Genomic DNA, 24,968 nt, shown 5'->3' on the forward strand with positions numbered 1-24,968 from the left:
TTATTCTCCTTTTCTATTAATATCAACAATAGCTCTTAAACCAAACTCAGTATCTTGCACATCAATAGATGATATTTTCAAACTTGGTTCTGACAATACAATATTTACTCCTTTAGATATGCTTATCTTAGATATCACTTCCCTAACTTTCTTTGATAATATCTGTGTTTCAACCGAAAAATCGTCATCAACCACTAAACCACTCTTAACACCGATACCATCCACTATAGAATCAAAGTCATTCCTTTCAATAAAGGGGCTTGATATTTCTCTCAACTTATGGATGGATAAAGCATCTTCATTAACCAACGCTTCAGAAAAATTTAGATGATCTTGTGGCAAACTTATCTTACTTGATACTGCCTTCGTAACAGAACTTAAAACTTGCACATATTTTTGTGTCGTATTTTTAGGAATGGCTTTTATAAAACTATCAAGCCAATATTTCGTTTTCTTTCCAAGATTATCTACAATGAATACCGTATTATCTACTGATAAAACTACCGCTCCCTTTTGAATAGAATCAACAGCAATGCCTTTTTTTTTCACGATATTAATCGTATGATGATTATTTTTAATATCTAAATAAATATTTTTAGATTCAATTCTAAACAATCCAATTGCTTGGATTTCTAAATTATTTATTATTATTCCATCATACAATATTTCAATAAACTCCCCCCCTCCAATATTGGGGTGGGTTGAAGATATATATAAATGCTTCGCTATAGCCCCTGAAGCGGCAACAAATTCATTTTCATCTTTAAATACTAACGATGAATAGTGTTTAATCAGATTTAAATTAATATCAGACTCATGATTTAATAAGTATTCATTTTCACTATTTACAACAGGGGCTAAGAAGAATTTAAGTAAAAGATTATCTAGAGTTGCGTCATGCTCTGACTCCGCATCAGATAGTATCACTCCCTCATCTCTAAACTTATTCCCCACATGATGTACTATTACTTTTTTTACTTTCGCTGCACCTAAATCCAACAAGGTATTCATCACACCATCCCCCACTCAATAAAAAACATCTCTTCTTCCTCCACTTGCTGTTGCAAATTTTGCTCCAAATCTTCGATTAGTCGATTACGCTGCGTTTCGATTTCATCTTGCTTGTCAAACAGTTCTCGGCGTTGTTTGCTGCGTTTGCTTTCCAATTCCCGCTGTTTTTTCTGCCAGGCAAGTTTGTCTTCAAGCGTGGCGGCAGTGGCGGCGGTGCGGCGAATTTCTCTGATTTCGCGGTCGGTTTCTTTAATTTGCTGCTCCAGATTTTGCTTTAAGTCTTCCGCCCAGTCGTCCAATTTTTGCACTTCTTGTTCAAAATAGCTCAAATTCCGCTCCGTAGTATGGTTCAGCAGCGTTTGGCGGCGGTTGTTCACATCGGCAACTAGGCTTTCTTGTGCCTTTATATCGATGCTCGCGTTGCTGATGGTGGCGGGCAGTTTCAGCAGTTTTTCGGGATCGTCTTCTTGCAGTATCTGCCCGTGTTCGGTTACGGCGGCGATGAGCAGATGCTGCTCGGTGCTGTTTAATGCGCTGACGCTGATGATTTTGGCTATCAACTGCCCGCTTTGTCCGCGATAAGCCTCAAGCGTGCTGATTTTGCTGCCGTATGCCTGATAATCCAATTGCAGGCGCGCGGGCGGACAATCGCGCTTTTTCGCCTGCGCGATGATGGCTTGTGCCAGCGGGTGCTGAATGCGGTAGAGTTTGGCATCGCCGTTTTTGCGCGGCAGTTCGTAACGCCCTGTCGGAATCGGTTCATTCAGCTCTGCCGTATAACGCGCAGGCAGTTTTTTCAGCACAAAGCCGTCTGAATCAAAATCGGCGTCATCACCCAATTCGCTTTGGGTTAAATCCAATAAGAGACGTTCATATTTATCCCGCGCATTTTTGCTTTCCGTATCCCGCAAGCGTAATTTTTCGCGCACTTTTTCATCAAAATTTTCAAATAGGGTCTGGCGCGCTTTCATCATGTTTTGATTGATTTCGTCTGAAAGCTCGTGTTGCAACTCGTCAAATGCGTTTTTGATGTCTTCGGGCTGTCGGCAATTTTGGTAGATTTCGGCAATGCGCCGTTCGATATCCACGCCCGAACCGATCGCCCCCAACACTTCGTCGCTGGCGCCGAATACGCCGTCGAAAAGCTGAAATTTTTTCTCTAAAAGTTCGTACACGCGGGCATCGGCTTCATTGCTTTCATCGACAAAATTCACCACAACCACATCGTGCTTTTGTCCGTAACGGTGGCACCGTCCGATGCGCTGTTCGACACGTTGAGGATTCCACGGTAAATCGTAATTGATAATGAGGGAGCAAAATTGCAAGTTGATACCTTCTGCACCTGCTTCAGTGGCAATCATGATGGTGCCATGCTCTTTGAAATGTTCTACCAAAGCGGCACGGGTGTCAGCGGTTTTGGAACCGGTAATTTTATCGCTGCCTTCATGCCGTTTGAGCCAGTCTTTATAGATTTTTTGGGCTTGTGGGTCACTGTTTGTGCCATTGAATAACACGATACCATCACCATTCTCGCCTGCGTAGTCAGTTTGGGCAAGACATTCTAAGAGATAGGCTTGGGTGCGTTTGGATTCGGTAAAAATAATGGCTTTTTGCTCCGCACCAAGTTCTTTCAATTTGCCAAAGGCTGTGGAAAGTGCGGTCAATAATGCACGGCTTTTTGCGTCTTCTCGAATGTTTTCGGCAAGTTGTTTAAAATGTTTAAGCTCTTTAATTTCATCGGCAATCGCTTGATATTCATCAGCAGTCAGAATGTTCGATCCGCTTTCTTCTTCCCATTCTTCTGCAGTTTCATCTAAGCTTTCATAATCTTCGTCCAGAGTTTCGACCAGGTCTTGTGCGGTTGATTCTGCCAATACACCTTGCAGGCGTTTGGTCATAGTATCCAGTGCACCAGCAATAGCACGGCTACTAGAGGCTAAAAGTTTCCACAATACTAGTGAAATAAGCTGTCGTTGTCCTTCTGGCATTGCTTGCAGATTTGGACGGCGCAGGTATTCGGCAACCAAATGAGAAAATTCTCGTTCTTGGTCGGATGGCGTAAATTTTTGCAGGATGGCAAGGCGCTGAGTGTAGGGAACATAGGCCTGTACTTGGCGGCGTAAGGTACGCTGGCAAACAGGGCTGAGTCGCTGGCGCAGATGGGATAAGGTCTGTTCTGTGGCCTTTGCACCGAATTGAGCACGAAAACTATCTAAGTCGCCAAAAACACGGTCATCTATCATGCTGACCAAGCCGTAAAGTTCAAGCAGAGAATTTTGCAAGGGAGTAGCAGTTAATAGGACTTTGCTGGACACGTTTTCCAATGCTTCTTTTAACGTTTTACCGATAACATTGTTTTTCTTATAAACATTGCGCAGACGATGAGCCTCATCTAATACAACCAAATCCCATCCAATTTGCTTAATATCATCCGCTTTAGATTTAGCAAATTGATAGGAGCAGATAACGGGATTTTCTTGACGAAAAGGGTTTTTACCTGCTTTTTTTATGGCATTGTAGCTTTTAGCCTCCAAAATTGTGCCCTGCAAGCCAAATTTTTCCTGTAACTCTTGATGCCATTGTTTGCGTAAGTTGGCTGGGGTGATAATCAGAATTTTACGTTTGCGTTCTGCCCAATGCTGCAATATTACCAAGCCCGCTTCGATGGTTTTTCCTAAACCTACTTCATCTGCCAAAATCACACCTTTCGACAACGGATTTTTGCAGGCAAACAAAGCTGCATCAACTTGATGTGGGTTTAAATCGACTTGGGCATCAACCAATGTTGTTGCTAAGGAGTCCATACTGCCACCCTCGGCTTGACGGGTTAAAAGCCAGGAGTAGTATCGAGCTTGATGTGGTGTCAGTTGAGATTGGGACATGGTCTTAATTTTCTCCAAATTACTTTTTAAGCCACAGGAAGGATATGCCTTTTAAAGGTAAAAATCAAATTAATATTCTATAAATTATAAGTTAGTTTAAAACACCAGACTCTCCCTCTTCAAAAACTCCACATCCTCCCAAGAAAGCCCCGCCACTTCATCATACAAATCCAGTCCAATCAGCGTATAAAACTGTTTGCCGAAGTTTTTCTCGTTAATCGGTTCGATACGTCCTGCTTTATACAAAGCGGCGAGGGCTTTTTCGGGGATTTGGACGGTGTAGGGTTGCAGTTTGCGTAAGAGTCCGCCGATGTGGTCGGCGTGGTGCAGGCTGCTAATGAGGCTTTCAGCCTCAGCATCAAACGGAATAATCAGCGGCTGCATGTGGCTTTCGATCATGCGGAACTTGTCGGCGATGGTTTGGAATGGGAAATCGAGGCTTTGCCCTGTATCGTTGTGCATTTTCAGAATTTTTTTATTGTCCAGTTCACTGCCTTTTAATTGATAAAGCTCGGCGAAGTAGGCGGCGACGGCTTGGGTGGATAAGAGGTCGTCTGAAAACTCATCGGCGGTCAGGCGCATAACGGCGGCTTGGACGGCAAGTTCGGGCGGGGCTTGCCATTTATCTTCGGGTGCGAATATCCAGACAAAGCTGTTTTCAGACGGCCTTTTGCCTTCGCGGTTGCAGCGTCCTGCGGCTTGCGCAACGCTGTCTAAACCTGCTTCGGCGCGCATCACCAGCGGGAAATCGACATCAACGCCGGCTTCGATTAAAGACGTGGCGATAACGCGGCAGGGTTCGCCGTTTTTCAGACGACATCGAATCTCATCGAGCTTTTGGCTGCGGTGTTTGGCGCACATTAAGGTGGTCAGGTGGAACGTGCCGTCAAGGTGTTTGGCTTGGTCGTACAGGCTGCGGGCGTGGCGGCGGTTGTTGACGATAACCAGCATTTGCGGGTGTTCACCAAATTTGGTGAGCAGGTCGGCATCGGTTTGTGTGCCGATGTGCTGCACGGTGGTGCGGCGCAGTTTGTCGAAAAGTGCGGTCGGTTTTGGGGCTATTTCGCGCACGTTTTCAAAGCCGCGATAGAAGCCGTTTTCGGCTTGCACGGCTGGCTGGGTGGCGGTGCACATGACGACAGAGCAATGATAGTTTTGCGTCAATTCTTTGACGGCTTGCATGATGGGCAGCAAAAGATTGAGCGGCAGCATTTGCGCTTCGTCGAGGATGATGACGGAGCCTGCGATGTTGTGCAGCTTGCGGCAGCGCGAGGAGCGGTCGGCAAAGAGGGATTCGAAGAATTGCACGGCGGTGGTCACGACAATCGGCGCATCCCAGTTTTCCGAGGCAAGGCGCAATTTGTCTTTGGTGGCCTCATTTTGCAGTTTGCCGTCGTCGAAGGTGCTGTGGTGTTCCAACACGGCTTGTTCGCCCAATTCGCCAAAGGCTTTGCGAAATTCGGCGGCATTTTGTTCGATGATGCTGGTGAACGGGATGACGTAAATCACGCGCCGCATGCCGTGCCGTTTGGCGTGTTCCAGCGCGAACGCCATGGAAGTGAAGGTTTTGCCGCCGCCGGTCGGCACGGTGAGCGTAAACAGCCCTTGTGCTTGCGCCGCTTGTTCTACGGCATGCTCCAGAATTTCGCTGCGCAGGCGGTTTAAAGCAGCATTGCGTTTTTCGGCTTCGGTTTGCGCTGGAGCTTGGGTGATACGTCGTCTGAACGCGTTGATGAATTGATTGAAATTGTGTTGTAAGGCGTTTAAATCGGGATACCCGCCGCGCTCGATGGCTTTGTTTTCTAGCTTTAGATATAGTGGATTAACTTTAAACCAGTACGGCGTTGCCTCGCCTTGCCGTACTATCTGTACTGTCTGCGGCTTCGTCGCCTTGTCCTGATTTAAATTTAATCCACTATAAAAGGCTTCGGTGTCAAGATAATCGGCATCCACCAAGCAAGAATAAAGCATTCGGGTGAAGAAGGCGTAGGAGAAAAAAGGATGATGCGCGTCGGCCTTGAGTGGCGGTGCAGACAGGTTTTGAGGGAGCTTGATTTCTTGTTGCCACAGGTTATCAAGAGCGGGAATATCTGTGTCAAATTGCAATGCTAACCGCTGCTTTAACGTGCGGCGGTTATCCCCTTCACCATTGCCATTTGCAAGCCCCGCATGGTGCCCCGCAATGCAAAACGCCATCAGCTTACCGATCACATTTCCCCAGCATTCAACTGCAATCTTGGCTCCGGCAGTAGCATGATCGATTGATGGACCACCATGTAATCGGCGGTCAAATGGTTCCGAATATTTCCCTAAGTCATGAAGCTGTCCCGTCTGGCAGGCAATTTCCTGCGCACCAAACACCTGAGCAAACTCCGCCGCCATTTCCCCAACATTGACCGAATGGCTTTGTAAGGTTTGCCAATGTTTGTAAGGTAAGAGATTACCGAGTTCGTCTTGAGCAGAATGGGCGTAGTAAGTCGTCATCTAGATTCCCTTGGGTATTTTCACAGCCGGGCTATTTCTGTTTTCTGCTACTTGTCTTTGCAAAGACAGGCTGCGGTTGCCCGTTTGTTTTGCGGATATGGACGATGCAGTCGAAATTCACATCGATTTTCTAAAATTGAAACGTGCAAAGCCTTAACGAACAAGCCATATAAATAGCTTGAAGTGTTGAAAAATCGAAAATCTGCGGAATGAGGTCGTCTGAATGACGGATAAAGGAGATAGTTAGGAATTTATGATGTTATTATTTTATTTGTTATAATTACCCGGACATAATACAGCATTTATAATAAATAACAATATCAATTTGACTATTTGTGAGTAATGGAACAAATCAAACATGCCGAGATCACTCAAATGATGCAGATATAACGATGACAGGTTTTCAGACGACCCGCTTGACTTTGCCCCTACATTTAGGGTTATAGTTGATTGGATTTGAACTATGGCTTGCTTCTCTGCCTCATCCTGATTTTTGTTAACCCATCATATTTTATTGGTTTTTAGACTCAATTTGTTTACAGAAAGGAAATCCTATGGAAACCCTTACCCTCAATATCGGCGGTATGACCTGCGGCGGCTGCGTGAAAAGCGTTACCCGTATTTTGGAAAACACGGAAGGCGTTGCGAAAGCCGAAGTCAGTTTGGAAAACAAAAATGCGGTCATTGAATTCGACCCTGCGAAAACCAATCCTGCCGCATTAATTGAGGCCGTGGAAGACGGCGGATACGACGCTGCTTTGTAATCCTCCGAGGTCGTCTGAAAATGTTTCAGACGACCTTTTGTTGTAGTGAAGTTCTTTTTGTTTGATTTGCGCCTTATGCCCGATTTCCTTCCCGTCCCACCTGCCGAACTGTGGCAGGCAACGCTTGAACACCTACGCCTCTCCCTGATTGCCCTGCTTTGCGCCGTCGCGCTTGCCGTGCCGCTCGCCGTATGGCTAGCGGACAAACGTCGTTGGGCGGAAGGTGTTTTACAGGTAACCAATATCCTGCAAACCATTCCCTCCCTTGCGCTGCTTGGTTTGCTGATTCCCTTCGTCGGCATCGGTTCGCCGCCGGTTTTGATCGCGCTGACGCTCTACGCCCTGTTGCCGATTTTTCAGAACACCTATCTCGGTTTGAGCCAAATCGATCCTGCCATTAAAGAAGCGCACACCGCGTTCGGCTTGTCCCGTTGGCAGGCGTTGTGGCGCATTGAATTGCCGATGGCGCTGCCCGCCATGATTTCCGGCATCCGCACCGCGTCCGTATTGATTATCGGCACGGCGACACTCGCCGCGCTTATTGGCGCGGGCGGCTTGGGCAACCTGATTTTGCTCGGCATCGACCGAAACAACATGGCGATGACGTTTACCGGCGCGTTGCTGTCCGCCCTGCTCGCCGTATTGGTCAGCGGCGGAATCGGCATACTGCAAAAGTCCAAACACAAAATGCCGATTACCGCCGCCCTGCTTGCCATCCTTATCGCCATCGGCTTGGCACCGATTTTTCAAACGAACCCATCCGCACAAAAAATCACCATCGCAGGCAAGCTCGGCAGCGAACCCGACATCCTCATCAATATGTACAAACAGTTGATTGAAGAAAATAATCCGCGCGCGCTGGTGGCGCTCAAACCCAATTTCGGCAAAACTTCATTTCTGTTCAACGCTTTAAACAGCGGCGAAATCGACATCTACCCCGAATTTACCGGTACCGTCCTGGAAAGTCTGGTCAAAGTCCCCGCCGAACAGCAGAACCGCCGTCTTTCGCCCGAACAGACCTACCAAACCGCCAAAGAACTGCTCGCCCGACAACACCGGCTGACCTTTTTACCGCCGATGGCATACCAAAACACCTACGCCCTCGCCGTCAGCCAAGACTATGCCGTCGCGCACAACCTGCACAAAATCTCCGACCTCAAACGCGTGCAAAACCAAATCCGCGCCGGCTTTACCCTTGAATTTACCGACCGCGCCGACGGCTACAAAGGTCTGCAACAACACGACATACAGTTTAGCCACCTCTCGACGCTCGAACCCGCCCTGCGCTACACCGCCCTGCTAAACGGCAAAATCGACCTCGTCGAAGCCTACTCCACTGACAGCGATCTCAAACAATACCGCCTCGCCGTCCTTTCAGACGACATCGCCCTTTTTCCCTCCTATCAAGGAGCTCCGCTGATGAAAACCGAGTTTGCCGAACAGCATCCCGACATCGTGAACGCATTGAACAAGCTGGCAGGCAAAATCAGCGAAGCCGAAATGACTGAAATGAACTACCGCGTGAAAGTAGGCGGAGAAAAACCGGCGGACGTAGCGCGGGATTATTTGCAGAAAAACGGTTTGATTAACGATAAGGGCAAATGATTCAGGTCGTCTGAAAAGCAGTTTTCATTTTATTGAAGCGGGTTTTCAGACGACCTCCAAGTTGCAACAAGCTACCGATTAGACTATAGTGGGCTCTCGATCAACACAAACATCAAGGAAATAAGCCATGAGCGGTAAATTAGACCAAATCAGCGGTAATGTAAAAGAGAAAGCCGGAGAACTCTTAGACGATCCCAAACTCGAAGCAGAAGGCGTGATCCAACAAGGCATCGGCAAAGTCAAAGAAGTTGCCGCCGACATTGAGGAAAAAGCAAGCGACGTATTGAAAAAAGGCAAAGAAGAAGCAGAACATCTGGTTAGCGAAGCAAAAGAAAAAGCCGAGCACATGATTGACGACATCAAAAGCAAGTTCTAATCCATCCTTGTCTTAAACTATGTCAAAAGGCCGTTTGAAACACGATTTCAGACGGCCTTTATTTCAGGCAGCGCAGCCATCCAAAATCGCCTGTTCCCCATCTAATCAAACTTTCAGACGACCCCGCCGGATAAGTTGGATAGATGAATCCAACGCTTTAACGGTTTTGCCGAAACCGACTCGAGATACGCATAGTTTAATCATCGACAGGAGAAGCACCATGCCTTCCGCCAAACTCATCCAAAAGCTCAAACCCGCCCTGCAAAATCAGCTTCCGCCCGAACAAGACGGTATCTTGTTGTGCCTCGATTCCGACAACGTAACGGGCGACAACGCCAAATACATGAAAATGTACAACCGCCTCGCCCGTTGGTACGATTTCGGCGAACGCTGGATCGCCCGCCTCAGATACGGCAACAGCATCAACGAGACACGGCACAGCCTGATGAGCGAACTGGAATGGCGGCAGGACTGCACCGCGCTCTACGTCTCCATCGGCACAGGTACCGATTTAAACCACCTGCCCGCCGACATCGATCCCGCCGCGCTGGATTTAACCGGCGCAGACCTGTCGCTCGGTATGCTGGAGCGCTGCCGCGACGTATGGCGGGAAAAAGCAGCAGGCTTGGACTTGGTACACTGCAACGCCGAAGATTTACCCTTTGCCGACAATATATTCGACGTCGTATTCCATGTGGGCGGCATCAATTTTTTCAGCGACAAGCAAAAAGCCATCAACGAAATGCTGCGCGTCGCCAAGCCCGGCACCAAAATCATGATTGCAGACGAAACCACCGACTTCATCCAACAACAATACAAAAAAAGCCTATTTACGCGGAGCTATTTCCAAGACACCGATTTCGATCTGACACAAATTGAAAACTGCATTCCCGAAACCGTTCAGGAAAAGAAAACGCGGCTGCTGTGGAGCAACCGCTTTTACTGCATCACCTTCCGCAAACCTGTTTGAAATATTTTTCAGACGACCTCGAAATCTGAAAAGGTCGTCTGAAAACCACATTTATAAACTCAAACATCCGAATATCAATGCCCAATACGGCTCATGCTGAAATCCGATACTCCGGACAGATTTAGCGTCTTTATTATGATTCAACCCAAGCTGCATTTACCGATTTGAATCGGCTATACTACCGCCTTTCCTTAAAACACACATTGTCATGAGTACCCGAAAATTTCCCGTCCCCCTCAGCTATTTCAGCATGCCGTTGGGGCTTTTCGCTCTCGGTTTGTCTTGGCGTTACGGCGCGCGTATCGGGCTTTTGCCGCATTGGGCTGGGGAAACGCTATTAGCCGCCGCCTTTGTGCTTTGGCTGATGCTGGTCATTGCCTACATCGTTAAAATCCGTTTTTTCCGCCCCGAATTTTTGCAGGATTTGCAGGATTTGGTGCAATGCTGTTTCATCAGCGCAATTCCGATTACCGCTATGCTGGCAGGTTTGACAGCCTTACCCTATCAAACGCTACTGGCAAAAGGGTTGATTTTGCTGGGAACGGCGGGACAGTTGGCATTTGCCATGTACCGCGCAGGCGGCTTGTGGCGCGGCGTCCATACCCTTGATGCCACCACACCGATTGTTTACCTGCCCACTGTTGCCACCAATTTTGTCAGCGCGACCGCGATGGCAGCGTTGGGTTGGTCGGATTACGCTTGGCTGTTTTTGGGCGCGGGGCTGTTTTCATGGCTTAGCTTGGAAGCCGCCATATTGAGCCGTTTGCGCACCGGCACACCCGTCAACGCCCCTGCGCGCGGTATTGTCGGCATTCAGCTTGCGCCCGCTTTTGTCGGCTGTGGCACCTATTTTGCCGTATCGGGCGGACACATCGATGCCTTCGCGCTGCTTTTAATCGGCTACGGCTGCCTGCAATTCCTGCTGCTGCTGCGCCTTCTTCCTTGGATGCTGGAGCAGGGGTTTAGCCCCAGCTTTTGGGGTTTCTCGTTCGGCTTGGCGGCGATGACGGGCTGCGGTTTTCATTTGATCGCCGAACAGCGTTTACTGTTTTTAGGCTATTTCCTCGCCACCACAGGCTCCGGCTTGGTGATGTTGCTTTTGCTGGCTACTTTGAATTTGGCGAGACAGGGACGGTTGTTGGTTAAATGAAAAATCGTGCGATTTAAAGGCGTTATAAAACGGACATGGATACGAACATGGTTTTAGGTCGTCTGAAAACTACATTTGGAAATTCAAACCGATGAAGATAAACCCTGAAAACGGCAGCATCATCCTGCCAGACGGCAACATTATTAGCGCGCGCACCACGCTTGATGACTGGATTGCATGCTTCCCAAAATCCAGCCCGAATCATCTGCAAGCGGGAATAACATTTTTCGGTTTGTCATTTACCAAACAGTCCGAACAATACACCCTTACCGCCCGGTTCGAGCAGCAGCGGCTGGAGCGCTTATCCATATTCTTCTGTCCGATAGGCGAGGACAATAGCTGGGCAGCATGGTCGGAGGAGCGCGAATTGCAACGCAGAAAACAATTTGATCGATGGCTGGATAAACAGCTGGGCGATGCCCCTTACTCCATTGAAACATCGGCAGCAGGCAAGTGCCGTCGATTTGCATGGGGCAATGCGGGCGCGTACTACCACAATAAAGACGGCAGTACGATGATCGTCATCAGTTATCGCTGAACGCCTTTCAAAGGATGCCCCATGTACTACCGATCGCTCAACGCCGCGCTGGAACAATACAGCAGCAGCCTGACCCACCATCCCGCCTCCCCAAACAGCCTCGCCCTGCATATCGACCGTCAAACGCAAGGTCGTCTGAAACTCCACACGCCCGACGGCATCAGCCTCAGCCTGACCTATCAAGACGAACCCGTGTTCTGGTCGTTCTTCAGCCACGATTTATACGACGTTTACCTCGTCCGCAGCTATGCCGAAAGCTGGCAGGCATACCAGCCCGTCGGATACATCGGCAGCCGCGTAAACGAACATATCGCCCGCCAACCTGCTGCCGAACAAGGCCTGTTGTGGAACAAATATTTCATCGAACAACTCGCCGCCCACGACACAGGGCTGCTCGGCATCGGCGAATGGCATTTCAACTACCGCCCTGCCCAAACCCTGCCGCAGCGATGGGGCGAATGCCGACACGACACCACCGTAGTACAACCCGAAACCGACGAAAACTACGCCCAATGGCTGTTTTCAGGCAGCCGCTTCGACGCACTGGACAACGATTTCCACACCCAAGCCGAACGCTTCATCGCCCTGAAAACCCACCACGCCGAAGACGACCGTCTGAAATATTGGCGCAAACGCGCACGGCAAAACCAACTGCCGCCCGTCTTGGTGTACGAACTCTCTGCCCTATCCAACCGCCAGCTGATTTTAGACGGACACCTGCGCCTCGCCGCCGCGCTTGCCGAAGGACAACTGCCGCCACTGATTACCATCCAAGCCACCACCGCCCGACACAGCCGGCAAACCGCCGCCGAACGTGAAACCGCAAAAGCCGCCGCCCTGTCGCAATACGAAAAAATCGCCCAACAAACCAACAACAATCCCCAAGCCTTAAACGCCGTCAGCCAGCACATCGTCCACGCTTTCGATACCCGCCCCTACCTGCTGCACACCACCCGCGCCGTCGCCGACATCGCCCCGAAAACCTGGCTGCAACAACTGCAAACCTACGCCGCGCAACACGGTTTCGCCGAAGAATTTGAACGCGTTTGGACAACCGAATCATGGCCGATGAAACGGGTAGCCGCTTTTGGGGTCGTCTGAAAGCGCAGCTTCAACGAAGTTAAAACGAAGTTTCTGCACAGCCAAAAGGCTACCTGAAAGCCAAAAGCAGCCTGCACTTTGAAAACAATGTGCAGGCTGCTTAGGGTAATGTGCCGTTTATCAATCCAGCTTCACGATTTCTCCGTCTTCCGGAACGTTCACACGGCTTTCAATGCCTTGACCGCGTATAAATTTACGCATATCGGCGCGGCTGACGGCGGTATGATTCACAGTATCCATGTGTACGGTGATGATTTTGGCTTTAGGCATGACTTGGCTGGCTTTTAATACATCAGCCGTCCCCATAATAATGCCGTCTGAAATGCCTGAAATCAGCGCATAGCCCGTGTTCATAATCAGATAATCGGGTTTGTAGCGGTTCAATGCTTTGTTTACATCTGCCGTCCACACAGTATCACCCATAATATAAGCGGTTTTATGTCCGTTGCTTTGGAATACCACACCCATTGCATCACCTAAGATTTCGGCTAGCTGCGGGTTGGCATACATGGCTTCTGTACCGTGTACGCCGCCGGTTTTGCTGATGGTTACGCCGTTGAAGACAGCGCTGCCGTTCAACACGCGTACATCAGTAAAGCCTTGGCTGCGGATTTTTGCCGCGTCGGCTTGGTGCTGCACATATACGGGCAGGTTTTTCGGAATGGAACGTGCGGCGGTTTCGTCCCAATGGTCTTCGTGAGTATGGGTAACGATAACTGCATCCACACCGTCCAAAATTTTATTCACGCTCATCGGCAGCCCGACCAGCGGCATTTTGGCTTGGTTATTGAACGTGCCGGCAAAGCCGTTCATGGAATGCTTGGGGGCGAAAAACGGGTCAATCAAAAACGTCTGCCCCGCATATTCGACTTTGGCGGTAGCGTTACGGATATGTTGGTATGAATCGTCTGCCCAAGCGAAAAAGGCTGTCGCGCCCAAAACAGTGGCAAGAATAAATTGCTTGGATTTCATGATGTTGCTCCTTAAAAAATCATGGAGCGTATTTTAAGCAGCAGGTGTATCGGCTAAAATAGGCAATATTGCCAACAAACGCAAGGATAGTGCCAAAATGTCGTCTGAAAACGAGCGTAACGAGTTTCGCCAAAATCAAACTGTTCCCAAAATCGTGCTATATGCTCAATCGGGCATGAATGATTTTGTCTTCAACATTCCCTTTTCTGTTTTTCAGACGACCTATCGGAACAATCCACTCTTTGACCTGAAAATCTGTTCCGATGACAGCAAAGACGTTATCACGGCACTGGGCGCAAGCATTCCCGTACACGGCGGCTTGGATTTGACGGAAGAAGCCGACATCATCGTCATCGCAGGCTGGCGCAATATTGAAGAAGCCCCGACACCCGAGTTGAGCGCACATTTACAGAAAGCGGTACAACGTGGTGTGCATATCACCGCCCTATGTTACGGCACTTACGCCCTTGCCTACACAGGACTTTTAGACGGCAGAACCGCCGCCACCCACTGGCTTGCCGAAGACGACTTTGTCCGCCGTTTCCCTAAAATTCATCTAGATACCAACCGCCTATATGCGGAAAACGGCAACTTTTTAACATCGGCAGGCGCGGCGGGCGGGCTGGATTGCTGCCTTTACCTCATCCGCAAAATCCACGGTGCAACCGTTGCCAACGACCTTGCCCGTACCTTGGTTGCGGCACCACACCGCGAAGGCGGGCAGGCACAGTTTATCCACCGACCTGTCGAACGTCGTACCGCCGATGACAAAATCAATCACTTATTGGACGAACTGCGCCAAAACCTTGCCACCCCATACCGCTTGGACGATTTGGCAAAAAAATTAGCCGTTTCCCGCCGTACCTTTATCCGCCATTTTTCTCAAGCCACAGGCATGAATTTCGGTGAGTGGCTCACCACAGAGCGGCTATGGCAGGTACAGGATTTATTGGAAAATACGGACTTGCCGATAGAACGCATCGCCGAACAAAGCGGCTTCGGCAGCGCGGCAAACCTACGTTTGCAGTTCAAAGCCAAGTTTAAAATCAATCCGAATGCCTGGCGGAAAGTATTTGGCAGATAGCTCGCGTTAGTCAATCCAAAATACTTGAGTGCAGGCTGCTTTGGAGGTCGTCTGAAAACCCAAAAAGCAGCCTGCACTTTTCAGACGACCTGCCAAAGTTTTCGGAACATGAGCCACGCCGCTTTGTCGAAATTGCAAAGGATATTTATGATGCAGCCTGAACATACTCCCTTAATCGAATTCAAAAACGTCAGCAAACGCTACGACAACCACACCGCCGTAAACGAACTGAACCTCACCATTTACCAAGGCGAGTTTTTCGTGTTGGTGGGCGGTTCTGGCAGCGGTAAATCCACCACGCTGCGAATGATTAACGCGCTGACCGAGCCAACCGACGGCGATGTTTATTTCAACGGCAGGCGCATCAAAGATTACGACATCCGCGGGCTGCGCCACCGCATCGGCTATGTGCTGCAACAAATCGCCCTGTTCCCCACCATGACCGTGCGGCAGAATATCGAGCTGATGCCCGACATTTTGGGCTGGGACAAATCGAAGCGCACATCGCGCGTGAACGAACTGCTCGAGCTGGTCGGCATGCCGCCCGAAACCTACCTAAACCGCTATCCGCACGAACTTTCCGGCGGCGAACAACAGCGCATCGGCATCCTGCGCGCCATCGCTGCCAAACCCGACATCCTGCTGATGGACGAACCCTTTTCCGCCCTCGACCCGCTCGCCCGCGCTTCCCTTCAGGAAACCGTGTCGTTGATTCACAAAAAACTCGGCACCACCATCGTTTTCGTTACCCACGACATGAACGAAGCCGCCAAACTCGCCTGCCGCATCGGCGTGATGCACCAAGGCAGGCTGTTGCAGGTCGATACGCCGCAGGATATTCAAAACCATCCAGCGGATGATTATGTGCGCTCCCTGTTCGGCGCGGCGCAGCCGGAAAACACCGCCTCCGCCGACGAAGTCATCAATCTTTACCGCCGTTTGGACGCGGACGGCAAAGCGCGGGTAAGGGAGCATTGGGCAAAAGAAGAAAACCAAGAAGATTCGAAAAAGGTCGTCTGAAAACGGACATATCGGATTTTGCCCAATCGTTTTCAGACGACCTCAAACCATTTTCAGTACACGCTCAAGCACCAGGCCTACTTTCCGGTAACACCCAATTTCGCAAAAACTCTATTGTAAGTCCAAATCAAAAGCATCTATGTCGTCATTCCCGCGCAGGCGAAAATCCACTTTTGAATTTCGGCAACCGTTTTGCAAACATCTGTTGTTCAAAGTTTCCGATGGTTTTCCGCCTACGCGGGAATGACGGCAGCTGGCAGGTACCGTATCAAAAATCAAGCGAATCTGCTATATATACTTCCTCAAAACCCCAAAGGAGAATCAAGATGGACATTCTTTCCCGCCTGCAAGCATTGCCGCCGGGCAGGTTCCACTACAAATTACTGGTATTGGTCGGCATCGGCTGGCTGTTTGACGCAATGGATACCGGCATCGTGTCGTTTATATTGCCCGCATTGGGCAAAGAATGGGGATTGCAGCCGGCGCAACTGGGCTGGATAGTCAGCATCGCCTTTATCGGCATGGCACTGGGGGCAGTAGCGAGCGGCTGGCTGGCAGACCGCTTCGGAAGGAAAACCGTATTTGCCGCGACCATGGCAGTGTACAGCACAGCGACAGGTCTATGCGCCTTTGCACCCGACATCGCAACACTGCTTACCTGCCGCTTCTTTGTCGGCGTAGGACTGGGCGGACAGCTTCCCGTCGCGGTGTCATTGGTCAGCGAATACGCCCCGCCGAAAGTACGCGGTCGGTTCATCGTGTTGCTGGAAAGTTTTTGGGGGCTGGGCTGGCTTGCCGCAGCACTCGCTTCCTATTTCTTTATCCCAAAATTCGGCTGGCACAGCGCGTTTTTAATCGGCGCGTTGCCGATTGTGTATATCCCGCTGGTGTTGAAATTCATCCCTGAATCCGTACCCTACCTCCTCTCGCAAGGCAAAACGGACGAAGCGCACCGGCTGGTCAGCCGCTTGGAAGAGGAAGCGGGGATTACGCCCGCCGCAACAGCCGTAGCACCGCCGCAACAGCAAAAACAGCGCATCCGTTTCATACAACTGTGGCAACAGCCTTTCGCACGGCGCACGCTGATGTTGTGGCTGGTTTGGTTCGGCATCGTCTTTTCCTATTACGGCATTTTTACTTGGCTGCCGAAACTCTTGGTCGAACAAGGCAATACGGTGGTCAAAACCTTTGAATATGTGCTGGTGATGATCGTCGCGCAACTGCCCGGTTATATCGCGGCAGCGGCATTGGTGGAAAAAATCGGGCGCAAAGCAACTTTGGCGGGCTTTCTCGCCGCCTGCGCCGTCTGCGCGTGGTTTTTCGGGCAAAGCAGCAGTGCCGCCGAAGTCATGGCATGGGGCAGCCTGATGTCGTTCTTCAACCTCGGCGCATGGGGCGTTTTATACACCTACACGCCCGAACTCTACCCCCTCCGCTTCCGTGCCTTCGCCTCCGGCTGGGCGGGCGCAATCGGACGCGTGGGCGGTATCCTCGCGCCTATGGTGGTCGCCAAAATGGTCGGCGGCAGCGAAGGATTCGGCAATATATTCATGATGTTTGCCGGCGTGATGATGCTGATTGTATTGGTGATTTTGGCATTGGGCGAAGAAACGAAAGGCAGGACGCTGGAGGAAATCAGCTCTTAAACAACCGTATCCGCTACCCAAAATCAGCAAAAGGCCGTCTGAAAACTGAACTGGCCCCCAAATCTTGGACACTCATAAAAGCCTATTCAGGCACTCTGTGCAAGCTGGGTTCTGTATGCGACAGGACTCAGCTTTTTCAATTTCAAACTGCAACGCTCCCGATTGTAGTAATCCATATAGTCATCTATCTGTGTAGGAAATCGTCGCGTTGTTTACACTTTTTCTACGGCGGACAGCTTTTGTTTTTGCTTGAATGATTCTTAGGCAGCTATCCGGCATTATCAAGAACAGAGCGGGTTTCCCGTGTCTATCGACATTCTTGACAATGCCGGATAGCTGCTCAAACGGGTCTTCAAGCAAAAGCCAAAAGTGTAAACAACACTGTTGATTTCTACATGGAGTGGATTAAATTTAAATCAGGACAAGGCGATGAAGCCGTAGACAGTACAGATAGTACGGCAAGGCGAGGCAACGCTGTACTGGTTTAAATTTAATCCACTATATATTTGCTCATAAAAAAACTGCACCTTGGTGGTTGGAAGGTATGTGTCCAACTTTTGGGGTGCAGTTCAAACGCCAAATTGGTTTTCAGACGGCCTTTATGCTAAAGATTTTCAGACGACGTTTAAGGTCGTCTGAAATTTTGAAACAACGGTTTAAACGGCAAAGAACGCGTGCGTACCGCACACACCCTGCACGTTGGTTTTAAATTTAGGCCTCCCGCAGGTAGCTTGTGTGGCGTAGCCACGCACGCGGCTGATGGAGATACAGGCTACGACTTGCTGCAAAATCAATATTTGTTTTCAGGCTGCCTTTTTAATACAATCCGTCCATGCTTTTCAAAGCGATTAGCGGCGGCTCTGCGTGTTTAACGGCAGGCAGAACTGTGCGGGCGGCGTGCCGATTCCGTATCCTGCGCTACGAAAGTGGCGGAAAGCAGAAAACCAAAGGCAAAAGCGTGTTTCGTCTAGCGGATAAGACGGCGGGCATTAGGTCCGCAAACGTGGGTTCGAATCCCATAACACATAGCTGATGGAAAGTGTTTAGCTCACTCGGTAGAGCATCAGAATTTCATTCTGGCGGTAGCGGGTTCGATTCCCGCAACACAAGCATTTGAATTAGCTCATTGGGTAGAGCAAAGGACTCATAATCCTTGTGTAACAGGTTCGATTCCTGTATTCAAAACCAAGCCTGTCGGGGCTTTATCCGACACTATCCTGTCACGATAGAAAATGGTTTGTAAAACCGACATTTATTGGTCTCAAAAACCAAAAACGCAGTACCGCAACCTGCTGCTGCCGCTTTCTGCGCGGCGCGGGGTCGGAAGAAGCTTCAGGCAGCCTGCACCATTGGGGTCGTCTGAAACCTATCCGCCGCCACACTGCAAAGACAACGGGCAAGGCTTGCGGTCCGGCTGACGCAAAGGCGGGCACGTTACCAGCGCACGGCAAAACGGTTTAGGCAAGATGTGAAACCCAAGCCCTGCGCTGCTTTCATGCTCCCCGATGCACACACGGGTCCGCCGCCTCTGACTGTTGCACAAGCGGCAACGGCAGGTTGCCCCTATTTCTTCGGGTTGCCGTTTTCAGGCGGCCTGAAACGGGGTTTGGGGCAACGGAAATGCCCAAGCCCAATCCATTTTAAAAAGGAAACGTCATGTTCAAAAATTTCGTCGTCAAACCCACCGAACGCCTTATCGTTCTGCTGGATGGCGGCCTGCACACCGTTCTCAATGCGGGGAATCACACTATTTGGCATTGGGGCAAGGAAATTGAAACACACAAGCAGGACGCGACCGTACTGCATGTGCAGTGGAACGGCATCGGCAGTTTGTTGAAAATCGCTTCGGAACGCAAAAAGGCGGAAAAATTCCTGCAAATTGTCCATAACCCTGCCGGACACAATACATTGGTGTGGCACGATGAAATGCCCGTATTCACCATGACCGACAATACGGACTATTGGGCGTTTTTCCGTCCTGAAAAGGGCGAATTGAACACGCTCACGCTGGCGCACAACGAATACTGGCTGCCTGAAAACGTGCAGGAAACGCTGTTGTTGCGCAACCAAGTGCCGTCAAACTGCGAGAAATTTGTCGTGGAGCAACACGAACGCCTGCTTATCCGCATCAACGGGCGTTTGCAGCGCGTGCTGGGCGAAGGGCGGTATCTGCTGCAAAGCAAGGCGAGAGCGAAAAATAACGAAATCGAAATCGAACGGCAACACACTGCCAACGCAATGTATCATCAATGGGAAGACGCGCAGAAATGGGCGAAAGAGCAGCCTGAAAATCCGCAATGGCTGGTGCTGGAAAGCCCTGTGGGGCAAAACACGTTGGCATGGCATCAGGATTTTGGTGCAAAGGTCGTGGCAAGCTGCGAACACGCAGCGTTTTGGTTGCCTGAAAATGGAGAAATCGAAACGCACACGCAGCCGAAAACCGAATACTGGCTGCCCGAAAACGTGCAGGCTGCTTTGCTGGCACACACCACGTTAGACAAACCCCTGCAAAAATATACCGTTAAAGCCAACGAACGCCTGCTGATTACCGAGCGTAACCGCCTGATGCGCGTGCTGGGTGAAGGCGATTATGTGCTGCTGTTGGGCGAGGAACATAAAGCCCTGTTTGCCGATACAGGCATACCCGTGTATGAAAATACGGCGCAACTGGCGCAATGGGCGGCGCAAAATCCCGAACTCGCAGCGGCGCATTGGCAGCGCGTGGAAGCCGGAGAAAACGAATTGCTGCTGTGGTCGCAAAACGGCAAGCTGCAAAACCTGATCCGCCCCAAAGAAGCGGCGTGGTTCTGGCGCGAAGCGGCGCAGCCGTATGAAATCCAACGTATTGATTTATCCCAAGGTTTGGCAATCGATGCGGACACAGTGAAGCAGTTGCAGAACATCAATTTCGGCGGCCATCCTGTGTTCAAAAATGCAGTGCACACGGTAAACGTACCCGAACACCATCAGGGCTTGGTCTATATCGACAACGTGCAGCAACCGCCTCTGACGCAGGGTCGTTACCACTATTGGCTGGTAAACCAGACGGTCGGCAGCCAAGTGGCGGATTTGCGTTTGCAGACTTGCGAAGTATCGGGACAGGAACTGCTGACTGAAGATAAGGTTACCGTACGCGCCAATGTGGTGTGCAACTACCGGATTACGGACTCGCCCAAATGGTTTGCCCAGCATCAATCGCCCGAAGAATATCTCTACCGCGAATTGCAGTTTGCCATCCGCGCGCTCATCGGCAGTAAAAGTATGGACACGCTATTGGCGGATAAACAGGGCTTGGATACGGAGCTGACCGCGCTCATCCGCGCCAAAGTGCCGCAGGGCGCGGAAATCGACAGCGCGGGTGTGAAAGACATTATCCTGCCGGGCGAAATCCGCAGCATCTTAACGCGCGTGGTAGAAGCCGAAAAATCCGCCCAAGCCAACAACATCCGCCGCCGCGAGGAAACCGCCGCCACACGCTCGCTGCTGAACACCGCGCGCGTGATGGAGGAAAACCCGACCGCCCTGCGTCTGAAAGAATTGGAAACATTGGAAAAAGTTACCGAGAAAATCGACAAGATTTCGGTATACGGCGGATTGGACGGCGTGTTGAAAGGCTTGATTAATATTCAGCAGCCGAAATAGGATTTTTGGCCGCCTGAACACGCCGCACGGTACAAAAGCAGCCTACACTTTCAAAAATCGAAGTGCAGGCTGCTTTTCATAATAATTAGAAAAAAACGCGCAATATTTTATACTGTACATCATGCAGCAATCCGTAGCCTGCACCCGCCCACTTATTGACTGAACGAACAGCAAGCGTAGAGCGGGTATTTACGCCAGTTAGAGTGTATCTTCGCCCTCGCTTTCTACACAACGGATGATCCAGTCTTCAAATCGCCGCCATTGGGCTTCTTCGGCATAGGTAGCTGGATTGGCAGCATCGTGGATAAAAATATCGAAGTTAGGTTCGGCACGGGAAAGGTCGAAGCCGAACCAATCTCCCATGCTGTGATGCGCTCCGATGATAAAGATTTCGCCTATGTCGGGGTGTTCGTCAGGCGGTAGGTCGTCAAGTTCTTCGCGCAATAGTTGTTGGTAATAGAGGTTTTGTTCTTTCAATTGGGCGAGATTGTAGATTTCTATTTTGGGCGTTTGCGATACGGTTTGATCTATCACGCTGGTGTACCACGAATAAAAGAAATCCCCCGTACCGCATTGCTGTAAAAATAAATAATAGCTTTCAGGCAGCTTGTTTTGCGTATATTCACGTATCGCCTGCAATTCATCGGTTGAAAGGGGATGTGCATTGAAATTTAGGTGGTTTGCGTGAGATGCTTGGTTGTTTGTCAGCCAGTATTGAAGTTGTTGCAGGGCTTGCGGATAGGTCATGATGGGAGAGTTCTTTTTCAAAATGGATTTTGTTGAGTATTGAACCAACAGGAAGAAATCAGTCTTTGAGCCATTATATTTGTTGCTTGGAATGAAACAAAGGTCGTCTGAAAACAGAATCACGGTTTTCAGACGACCTTTTTATTATATGGTAATTGAGCAAAATGTAGGTTGGGTCTTGACCCAACCTACGCTTGCTTATTTTATTATATACATTTATTAAATATGATAGTCTAATTGTTGATTATCAAATTGTTCTAATTTAAGTTGTAATTTTTTTGCATTTTCGTATGGGATTGCTTGGATCCGTATCAATACACTGAAAATAAAAATGACTACTCCCGCAATAAATACAAACAACCCACGTAAACTATATTGCCAAGATGCAAAATTTAACAACAATATTATTGATGCAGCGAATATAAATAATATAAAAGCAATCACATAGTATATTAGCGCATCTATTACCCAATCAACAAATGAAGTCTTGATAGAAAGTTTCCCTTCTTTGAATTTTATATACCTCTTACTCTTTATAATTTGATTAAAAGTAAACTCTCCATTTAAAAAGGAATGGAAATCAATCAATTTCTCTATAAATATAACTTCCGCATTAAATTTAAATACGCGGACAAAATATTCTTTAATTAACTCACCCTCCAAGAAATTTTTTATTTCTGTTTTTTGTATTTTATTAATAATTTCTTCTAAAAGCCTCCGGCGAAAATTTTGTCTATTAGACCAGTATTCTAAAAAATCTTTGGATTTCCAAACAATAGCTACTGGCAACAATAACCCTATGATTATTGTTGCGATCTTATAGTTGCCTTCTTCAAGGTATTTAATAATTATCTCTAAGATTTTCTCCATTTTGATCTCCTAAATTTTGCAAAACTAATCAGCCCCAAACAACAAACTCTCTTTAATTCCCCGTATTCTATCACGAAGAACAGCCGCCTCTTCAAACTGCAAATCCCTAGCCGCCTGCTGCATAGCCTTTTCCAGTTTGGCGATTTCTTTAATCGCATCTTCTTCGTTGTGGATTTCGCCGACTTTAACCTTGTTTTTGCCTTTCAGACGGCCTTTTCCGCTGTCTTCTTCGTGGTACACGCCGTCGATGATGTCCTTGACTTGTTTTTTAATCTGCTGTGGCACGATGCCGTGTTCTTCGTTGAATTTAATCTGTTTTTCGCGGCGGCGTTCGGTTTCGTCGATGGCGGCTTTCATGGAGTCGGTGATTTTGTCGGCGTACAGGATGGCGACGCCGTTCACGTTGCGCGCGGCGCGGCCTATGGTTTGAATCAGGCTGCGGTGGGAGCGCAGGAAGCCTTCTTTGTCGGCATCGAGGATGGCGACGAGGGAGACTTCGGGGATGTCGAGGCCTTCGCGCAAGAGGTTGATGCCGACCAGTACGTCAAACAGTCCGAGCCGCAAATCTCTAATGATTTCAACGCGCTCTACGGTGTCGATGTCACTGTGCAGGTAGCGCACTTTGATGCCGAGTTCGCTGTAATAGTCGGTGAGTTGCTCCGCCATGCGTTTGGTTAGGGTGGTAACGAGCACGCGTTCGCCTTTTTGGATGCGGTCGTTGATTTCGCTCATTAAATCGTCGACTTGGGTGGCGACGGGGCGGATGATGATTTGGGGGTCGACCAGCCCGGTGGGGCGGACGACTTGTTCGACCACTTGTCCGGCGTGTTCTTCTTCGTATTTGGCGGGGGTGGCGGAAACGAAGACGGTTTGCGGCATGACTTTTTCAAATTCGTGGAATTTGAGCGGGCGGTTGTCGCGGGCGGAAGGCAGGCGGAAGCCATAATCGACGAGGTTTTGCTTGCGCGATGCGTCGCCTTTGTACATGCCGCCGATTTGGGTAACGGTAACGTGGCTTTCGTCGATGAACATGATGGCGTTGTCGGGCAGGTAGTCCATCAGCGTGGGCGGCGGTTCGCCTTCTTTTTTGCCGGAGAAGTGGCGGGAGTAGTTTTCGATGCCTTTGCAGAAGCCCATTTCGTAGAGCATTTCGAGGTCGAAACGGGTGCGCTGTTCGATGCGTTGTTGTTCGACGGGGCGTTGTTCGCGGGCGAAAAATTCGATGCGTTCGCGCAATTCTTCTTTGATGGACTCGCAGGCGCGCAATACGGTGTCGCGCGGGGTAACGTAGTGGCTGGACGGGAAGACGGTGTAGCGGCCGACGCGCTGGTGCAGGCTGCCTGAAAGCGGGTCGAACATATCGAGGCGGTCGATTTCGTCGTCAAACAGGCTGATGCGCAAGGCGTTTTCGGAGCTTTCGGCAGGGTAAACGTCAATCACGTCGCCGCGCACGCGGAAGCTGCCGCGTTTAAAATCCAAATCGCCGCGTTCGTACTGCATGGAAACGAGCGTGGCGATGATGTCGCGCTGCTCAATGGTGTCGCCTTCTTTGACGGACAACACCATTTGTTGATATTCGGTTGGGTCGCCGATACCGTAAATGGCGGACACGGTGGCGACGATAATTACGTCGTCGCGCGTCATCAGGTTTTTGGTGGCGGAAAGGCGCATTTGTTCGATGTGTTCGTTGATCGCGCTGTCTTTTTCGATGAACAAATCGCGGCTGGGCACATAGGCTTCGGGCTGGTAATAGTCGTAGTAGGAGACGAAATATTCCACCGCGTTTTCAGGGAAAAACTCGCGCATTTCGGCGTAGAGCTGGGCGGCAAGGGTTTTGTTGTGCGCCATGATGATGGCGGGGCGGCCGCTTTGGGCGATGACGTTCGCCATGGTGTAGGTTTTGCCCGAACCGGTTACGCCGAGCAGGGTTTGATAGGCAAGGCCGTCTGAAAGCCCTTCGAGCAGGCCGGCAATGGCGGTGGGCTGGTCGCCGGCAGGGGGGAAGGGTTGGTGGAGTTTGAAGGGGGAATTTGGGTATTGGATGACTTCCATATTGCCGCCTGTACCTGTTTTCTAGTTCGGGGAAAAGGGAAATTATAGCAAAAA

21 protein-coding genes, 2 tRNA genes and 1 pseudogene are annotated in these 24,968 nt (G+C 49.7%); 14 read left to right on the forward strand and 10 right to left on the reverse strand.

The genetic code is table 11. The features are described 5' to 3' along the window. From J7445_RS05210 to cas3, 3 genes are all read right to left on the reverse strand, one after another. On the reverse strand, positions 1 to 1,011 hold the full coding sequence (locus tag J7445_RS05210; protein ID WP_209283261.1) for a nucleoid-associated protein: 1,011 nt from the start codon (positions 1,009 to 1,011) through the stop codon (positions 1 to 3). Further along, complete coding sequence (locus tag J7445_RS05215; protein ID WP_209283262.1) at positions 1,011 to 3,893, reverse strand: SNF2-related protein; 2,883 nt, start codon at positions 3,891 to 3,893, stop codon at positions 1,011 to 1,013. The genes J7445_RS05210 and J7445_RS05215 overlap by 1 nt, the downstream gene beginning before the upstream one ends. A 96-nt stretch (positions 3,894 to 3,989) precedes the next feature. After that, positions 3,990 to 6,377, reverse strand: coding sequence for a CRISPR-associated helicase Cas3' (gene cas3, locus J7445_RS05220; RefSeq protein WP_209283263.1), 2,388 nt, complete (start codon positions 6,375 to 6,377; stop codon positions 3,990 to 3,992). 554 nt (positions 6,378 to 6,931) lie between these two features. On the opposite strand from cas3, the gene J7445_RS05225 reads away from it, so the two are divergent. The 7 genes from J7445_RS05225 (at position 6,932) to J7445_RS05255 (ending at position 12,881) form a co-directional block, all read left to right on the forward strand. Next, complete coding sequence (locus tag J7445_RS05225) at positions 6,932 to 7,141, forward strand: heavy-metal-associated domain-containing protein (RefSeq protein WP_154885967.1); 210 nt, start codon at positions 6,932 to 6,934, stop codon at positions 7,139 to 7,141. A 75-nt stretch (positions 7,142 to 7,216) separates the two neighbouring features. After that, the gene (locus J7445_RS05230; RefSeq protein ID WP_209283351.1) at positions 7,217 to 8,746 is read left to right on the forward strand and encodes an ABC transporter permease/substrate-binding protein; all 1,530 of its coding nucleotides are present in this window, start codon (positions 7,217 to 7,219) and stop codon (positions 8,744 to 8,746) included. 127 nt (positions 8,747 to 8,873) lie between these two features. Continuing rightward, a complete protein-coding gene (locus J7445_RS05235; RefSeq protein ID WP_209283264.1) occupies positions 8,874 to 9,122 on the forward strand; it encodes a CsbD family protein in 249 nt (82 codons plus the stop codon). Between the two features lie 220 nt (positions 9,123 to 9,342). Next, entirely contained in the window at positions 9,343 to 10,092 is a 750-nt protein-coding gene (locus J7445_RS05240; RefSeq protein ID WP_209283265.1) for a class I SAM-dependent methyltransferase, read from the forward strand. Positions 10,093 to 10,300: 208 nt separating this feature from the next. Then, complete coding sequence (tehA, locus tag J7445_RS05245) at positions 10,301 to 11,242, forward strand: dicarboxylate transporter/tellurite-resistance protein TehA (protein ID WP_209283266.1); 942 nt, start codon at positions 10,301 to 10,303, stop codon at positions 11,240 to 11,242. A 91-nt stretch (positions 11,243 to 11,333) separates the two neighbouring features. Further along, positions 11,334 to 11,780: a hypothetical protein gene (locus J7445_RS05250; protein ID WP_209283267.1), complete on the forward strand. Its 447-nt coding sequence runs from the start codon at positions 11,334 to 11,336 to the stop codon at positions 11,778 to 11,780. A 21-nt stretch (positions 11,781 to 11,801) separates the two neighbouring features. After that, positions 11,802 to 12,881: a hypothetical protein gene (locus J7445_RS05255; protein ID WP_209283268.1), complete on the forward strand. Its 1,080-nt coding sequence runs from the start codon at positions 11,802 to 11,804 to the stop codon at positions 12,879 to 12,881. A gap of 120 nt (positions 12,882 to 13,001) precedes the next feature. Here J7445_RS05255 and J7445_RS05260 read toward each other — a convergent pair whose 3' ends face one another. Continuing rightward, positions 13,002 to 13,853, reverse strand: coding sequence for an MBL fold metallo-hydrolase (locus J7445_RS05260; RefSeq protein WP_209283269.1), 852 nt, complete (start codon positions 13,851 to 13,853; stop codon positions 13,002 to 13,004). A gap of 97 nt (positions 13,854 to 13,950) precedes the next feature. Here J7445_RS05260 and J7445_RS05265 point away from each other — a divergent pair, with 97 nt between their 5' ends. Further along, positions 13,951 to 14,937 carry a GlxA family transcriptional regulator gene (locus tag J7445_RS05265; RefSeq protein WP_209283270.1) on the forward strand — a complete coding sequence of 329 codons (987 nt, stop codon included), beginning with the start codon at positions 13,951 to 13,953 and terminating at the stop codon, positions 14,935 to 14,937. 6 nt (positions 14,938 to 14,943) lie between these two features. Here J7445_RS05265 and J7445_RS12355 read toward each other — a convergent pair whose 3' ends face one another. Further along, the gene (locus tag J7445_RS12355) at positions 14,944 to 15,075 is read right to left on the reverse strand and encodes a hypothetical protein (RefSeq protein WP_280530525.1); all 132 of its coding nucleotides are present in this window, start codon (positions 15,073 to 15,075) and stop codon (positions 14,944 to 14,946) included. A gap of 9 nt (positions 15,076 to 15,084) precedes the next feature. Between J7445_RS12355 and J7445_RS05270 the strand changes: the two genes are divergently transcribed. Next, positions 15,085 to 15,957, forward strand: a complete 873-nt coding sequence (locus J7445_RS05270; RefSeq protein ID WP_209283271.1) for an ABC transporter ATP-binding protein — start codon at positions 15,085 to 15,087, stop codon at positions 15,955 to 15,957. 326 nt (positions 15,958 to 16,283) lie between these two features. Continuing rightward, positions 16,284 to 17,603, forward strand: coding sequence for an MFS transporter (locus tag J7445_RS05275; RefSeq protein ID WP_209283272.1), 1,320 nt, complete (start codon positions 16,284 to 16,286; stop codon positions 17,601 to 17,603). Positions 17,604 to 17,689: 86 nt separating this feature from the next. Here J7445_RS05275 and J7445_RS12505 read toward each other — a convergent pair whose 3' ends face one another. Next, positions 17,690 to 17,779, reverse strand: a complete 90-nt coding sequence (locus J7445_RS12505) for an IS3 family transposase (protein WP_099048457.1) — start codon at positions 17,777 to 17,779, stop codon at positions 17,690 to 17,692. 220 nt (positions 17,780 to 17,999) lie between these two features. On the opposite strand from J7445_RS12505, the pseudogene J7445_RS12510 reads away from it, so the two are divergent. Continuing rightward, positions 18,000 to 18,110 (forward strand): annotated as a pseudogene (locus tag J7445_RS12510) (IS5/IS1182 family transposase); the annotation flags it as partial. 149 nt (positions 18,111 to 18,259) lie between these two features. Here J7445_RS12510 and J7445_RS12360 read toward each other — a convergent pair. Continuing rightward, positions 18,260 to 18,391: a hypothetical protein gene (locus J7445_RS12360; RefSeq protein ID WP_267894338.1), complete on the reverse strand. Its 132-nt coding sequence runs from the start codon at positions 18,389 to 18,391 to the stop codon at positions 18,260 to 18,262. Positions 18,392 to 18,640: 249 nt separating this feature from the next. Between J7445_RS12360 and J7445_RS05285 the strand changes: the two genes are divergently transcribed. The 3 genes from J7445_RS05285 (at position 18,641) to J7445_RS05295 (ending at position 21,245) form a co-directional block, all read left to right on the forward strand. Next, a tRNA-Glu gene (locus J7445_RS05285) sits at positions 18,641 to 18,710 on the forward strand. Positions 18,711 to 18,715: 5 nt separating this feature from the next. Further along, a tRNA-Met gene (locus tag J7445_RS05290) sits at positions 18,716 to 18,791 on the forward strand. A 468-nt stretch (positions 18,792 to 19,259) separates the two neighbouring features. Further along, positions 19,260 to 21,245, forward strand: coding sequence for a slipin family protein (locus J7445_RS05295; protein WP_209283273.1), 1,986 nt, complete (start codon positions 19,260 to 19,262; stop codon positions 21,243 to 21,245). Between the two features lie 198 nt (positions 21,246 to 21,443). Here the strand turns inward: J7445_RS05295 and J7445_RS05300 are convergent, their stop codons facing one another. The 3 genes from J7445_RS05300 to uvrB all read right to left on the reverse strand — a co-directional run bounded on the left by J7445_RS05300 (position 21,444) and on the right by uvrB (position 24,914). Further along, positions 21,444 to 21,992, reverse strand: a complete 549-nt coding sequence (locus J7445_RS05300; RefSeq protein ID WP_209283274.1) for an SMI1/KNR4 family protein — start codon at positions 21,990 to 21,992, stop codon at positions 21,444 to 21,446. A gap of 219 nt (positions 21,993 to 22,211) precedes the next feature. Next, a complete protein-coding gene (locus tag J7445_RS05305) occupies positions 22,212 to 22,862 on the reverse strand; it encodes a hypothetical protein (protein WP_070495245.1) in 651 nt (216 codons plus the stop codon). A 24-nt stretch (positions 22,863 to 22,886) separates the two neighbouring features. Next, positions 22,887 to 24,914, reverse strand: a complete 2,028-nt coding sequence (gene uvrB / locus J7445_RS05310) for an excinuclease ABC subunit UvrB (RefSeq protein WP_209283275.1) — start codon at positions 24,912 to 24,914, stop codon at positions 22,887 to 22,889. Positions 24,915 to 24,968: the final 54 nt, after the last annotated feature.

Source organism: Neisseria sicca (assembly GCF_017753665.1).
GTDB lineage: Bacteria > Pseudomonadota > Gammaproteobacteria > Burkholderiales > Neisseriaceae > Neisseria > Neisseria flava.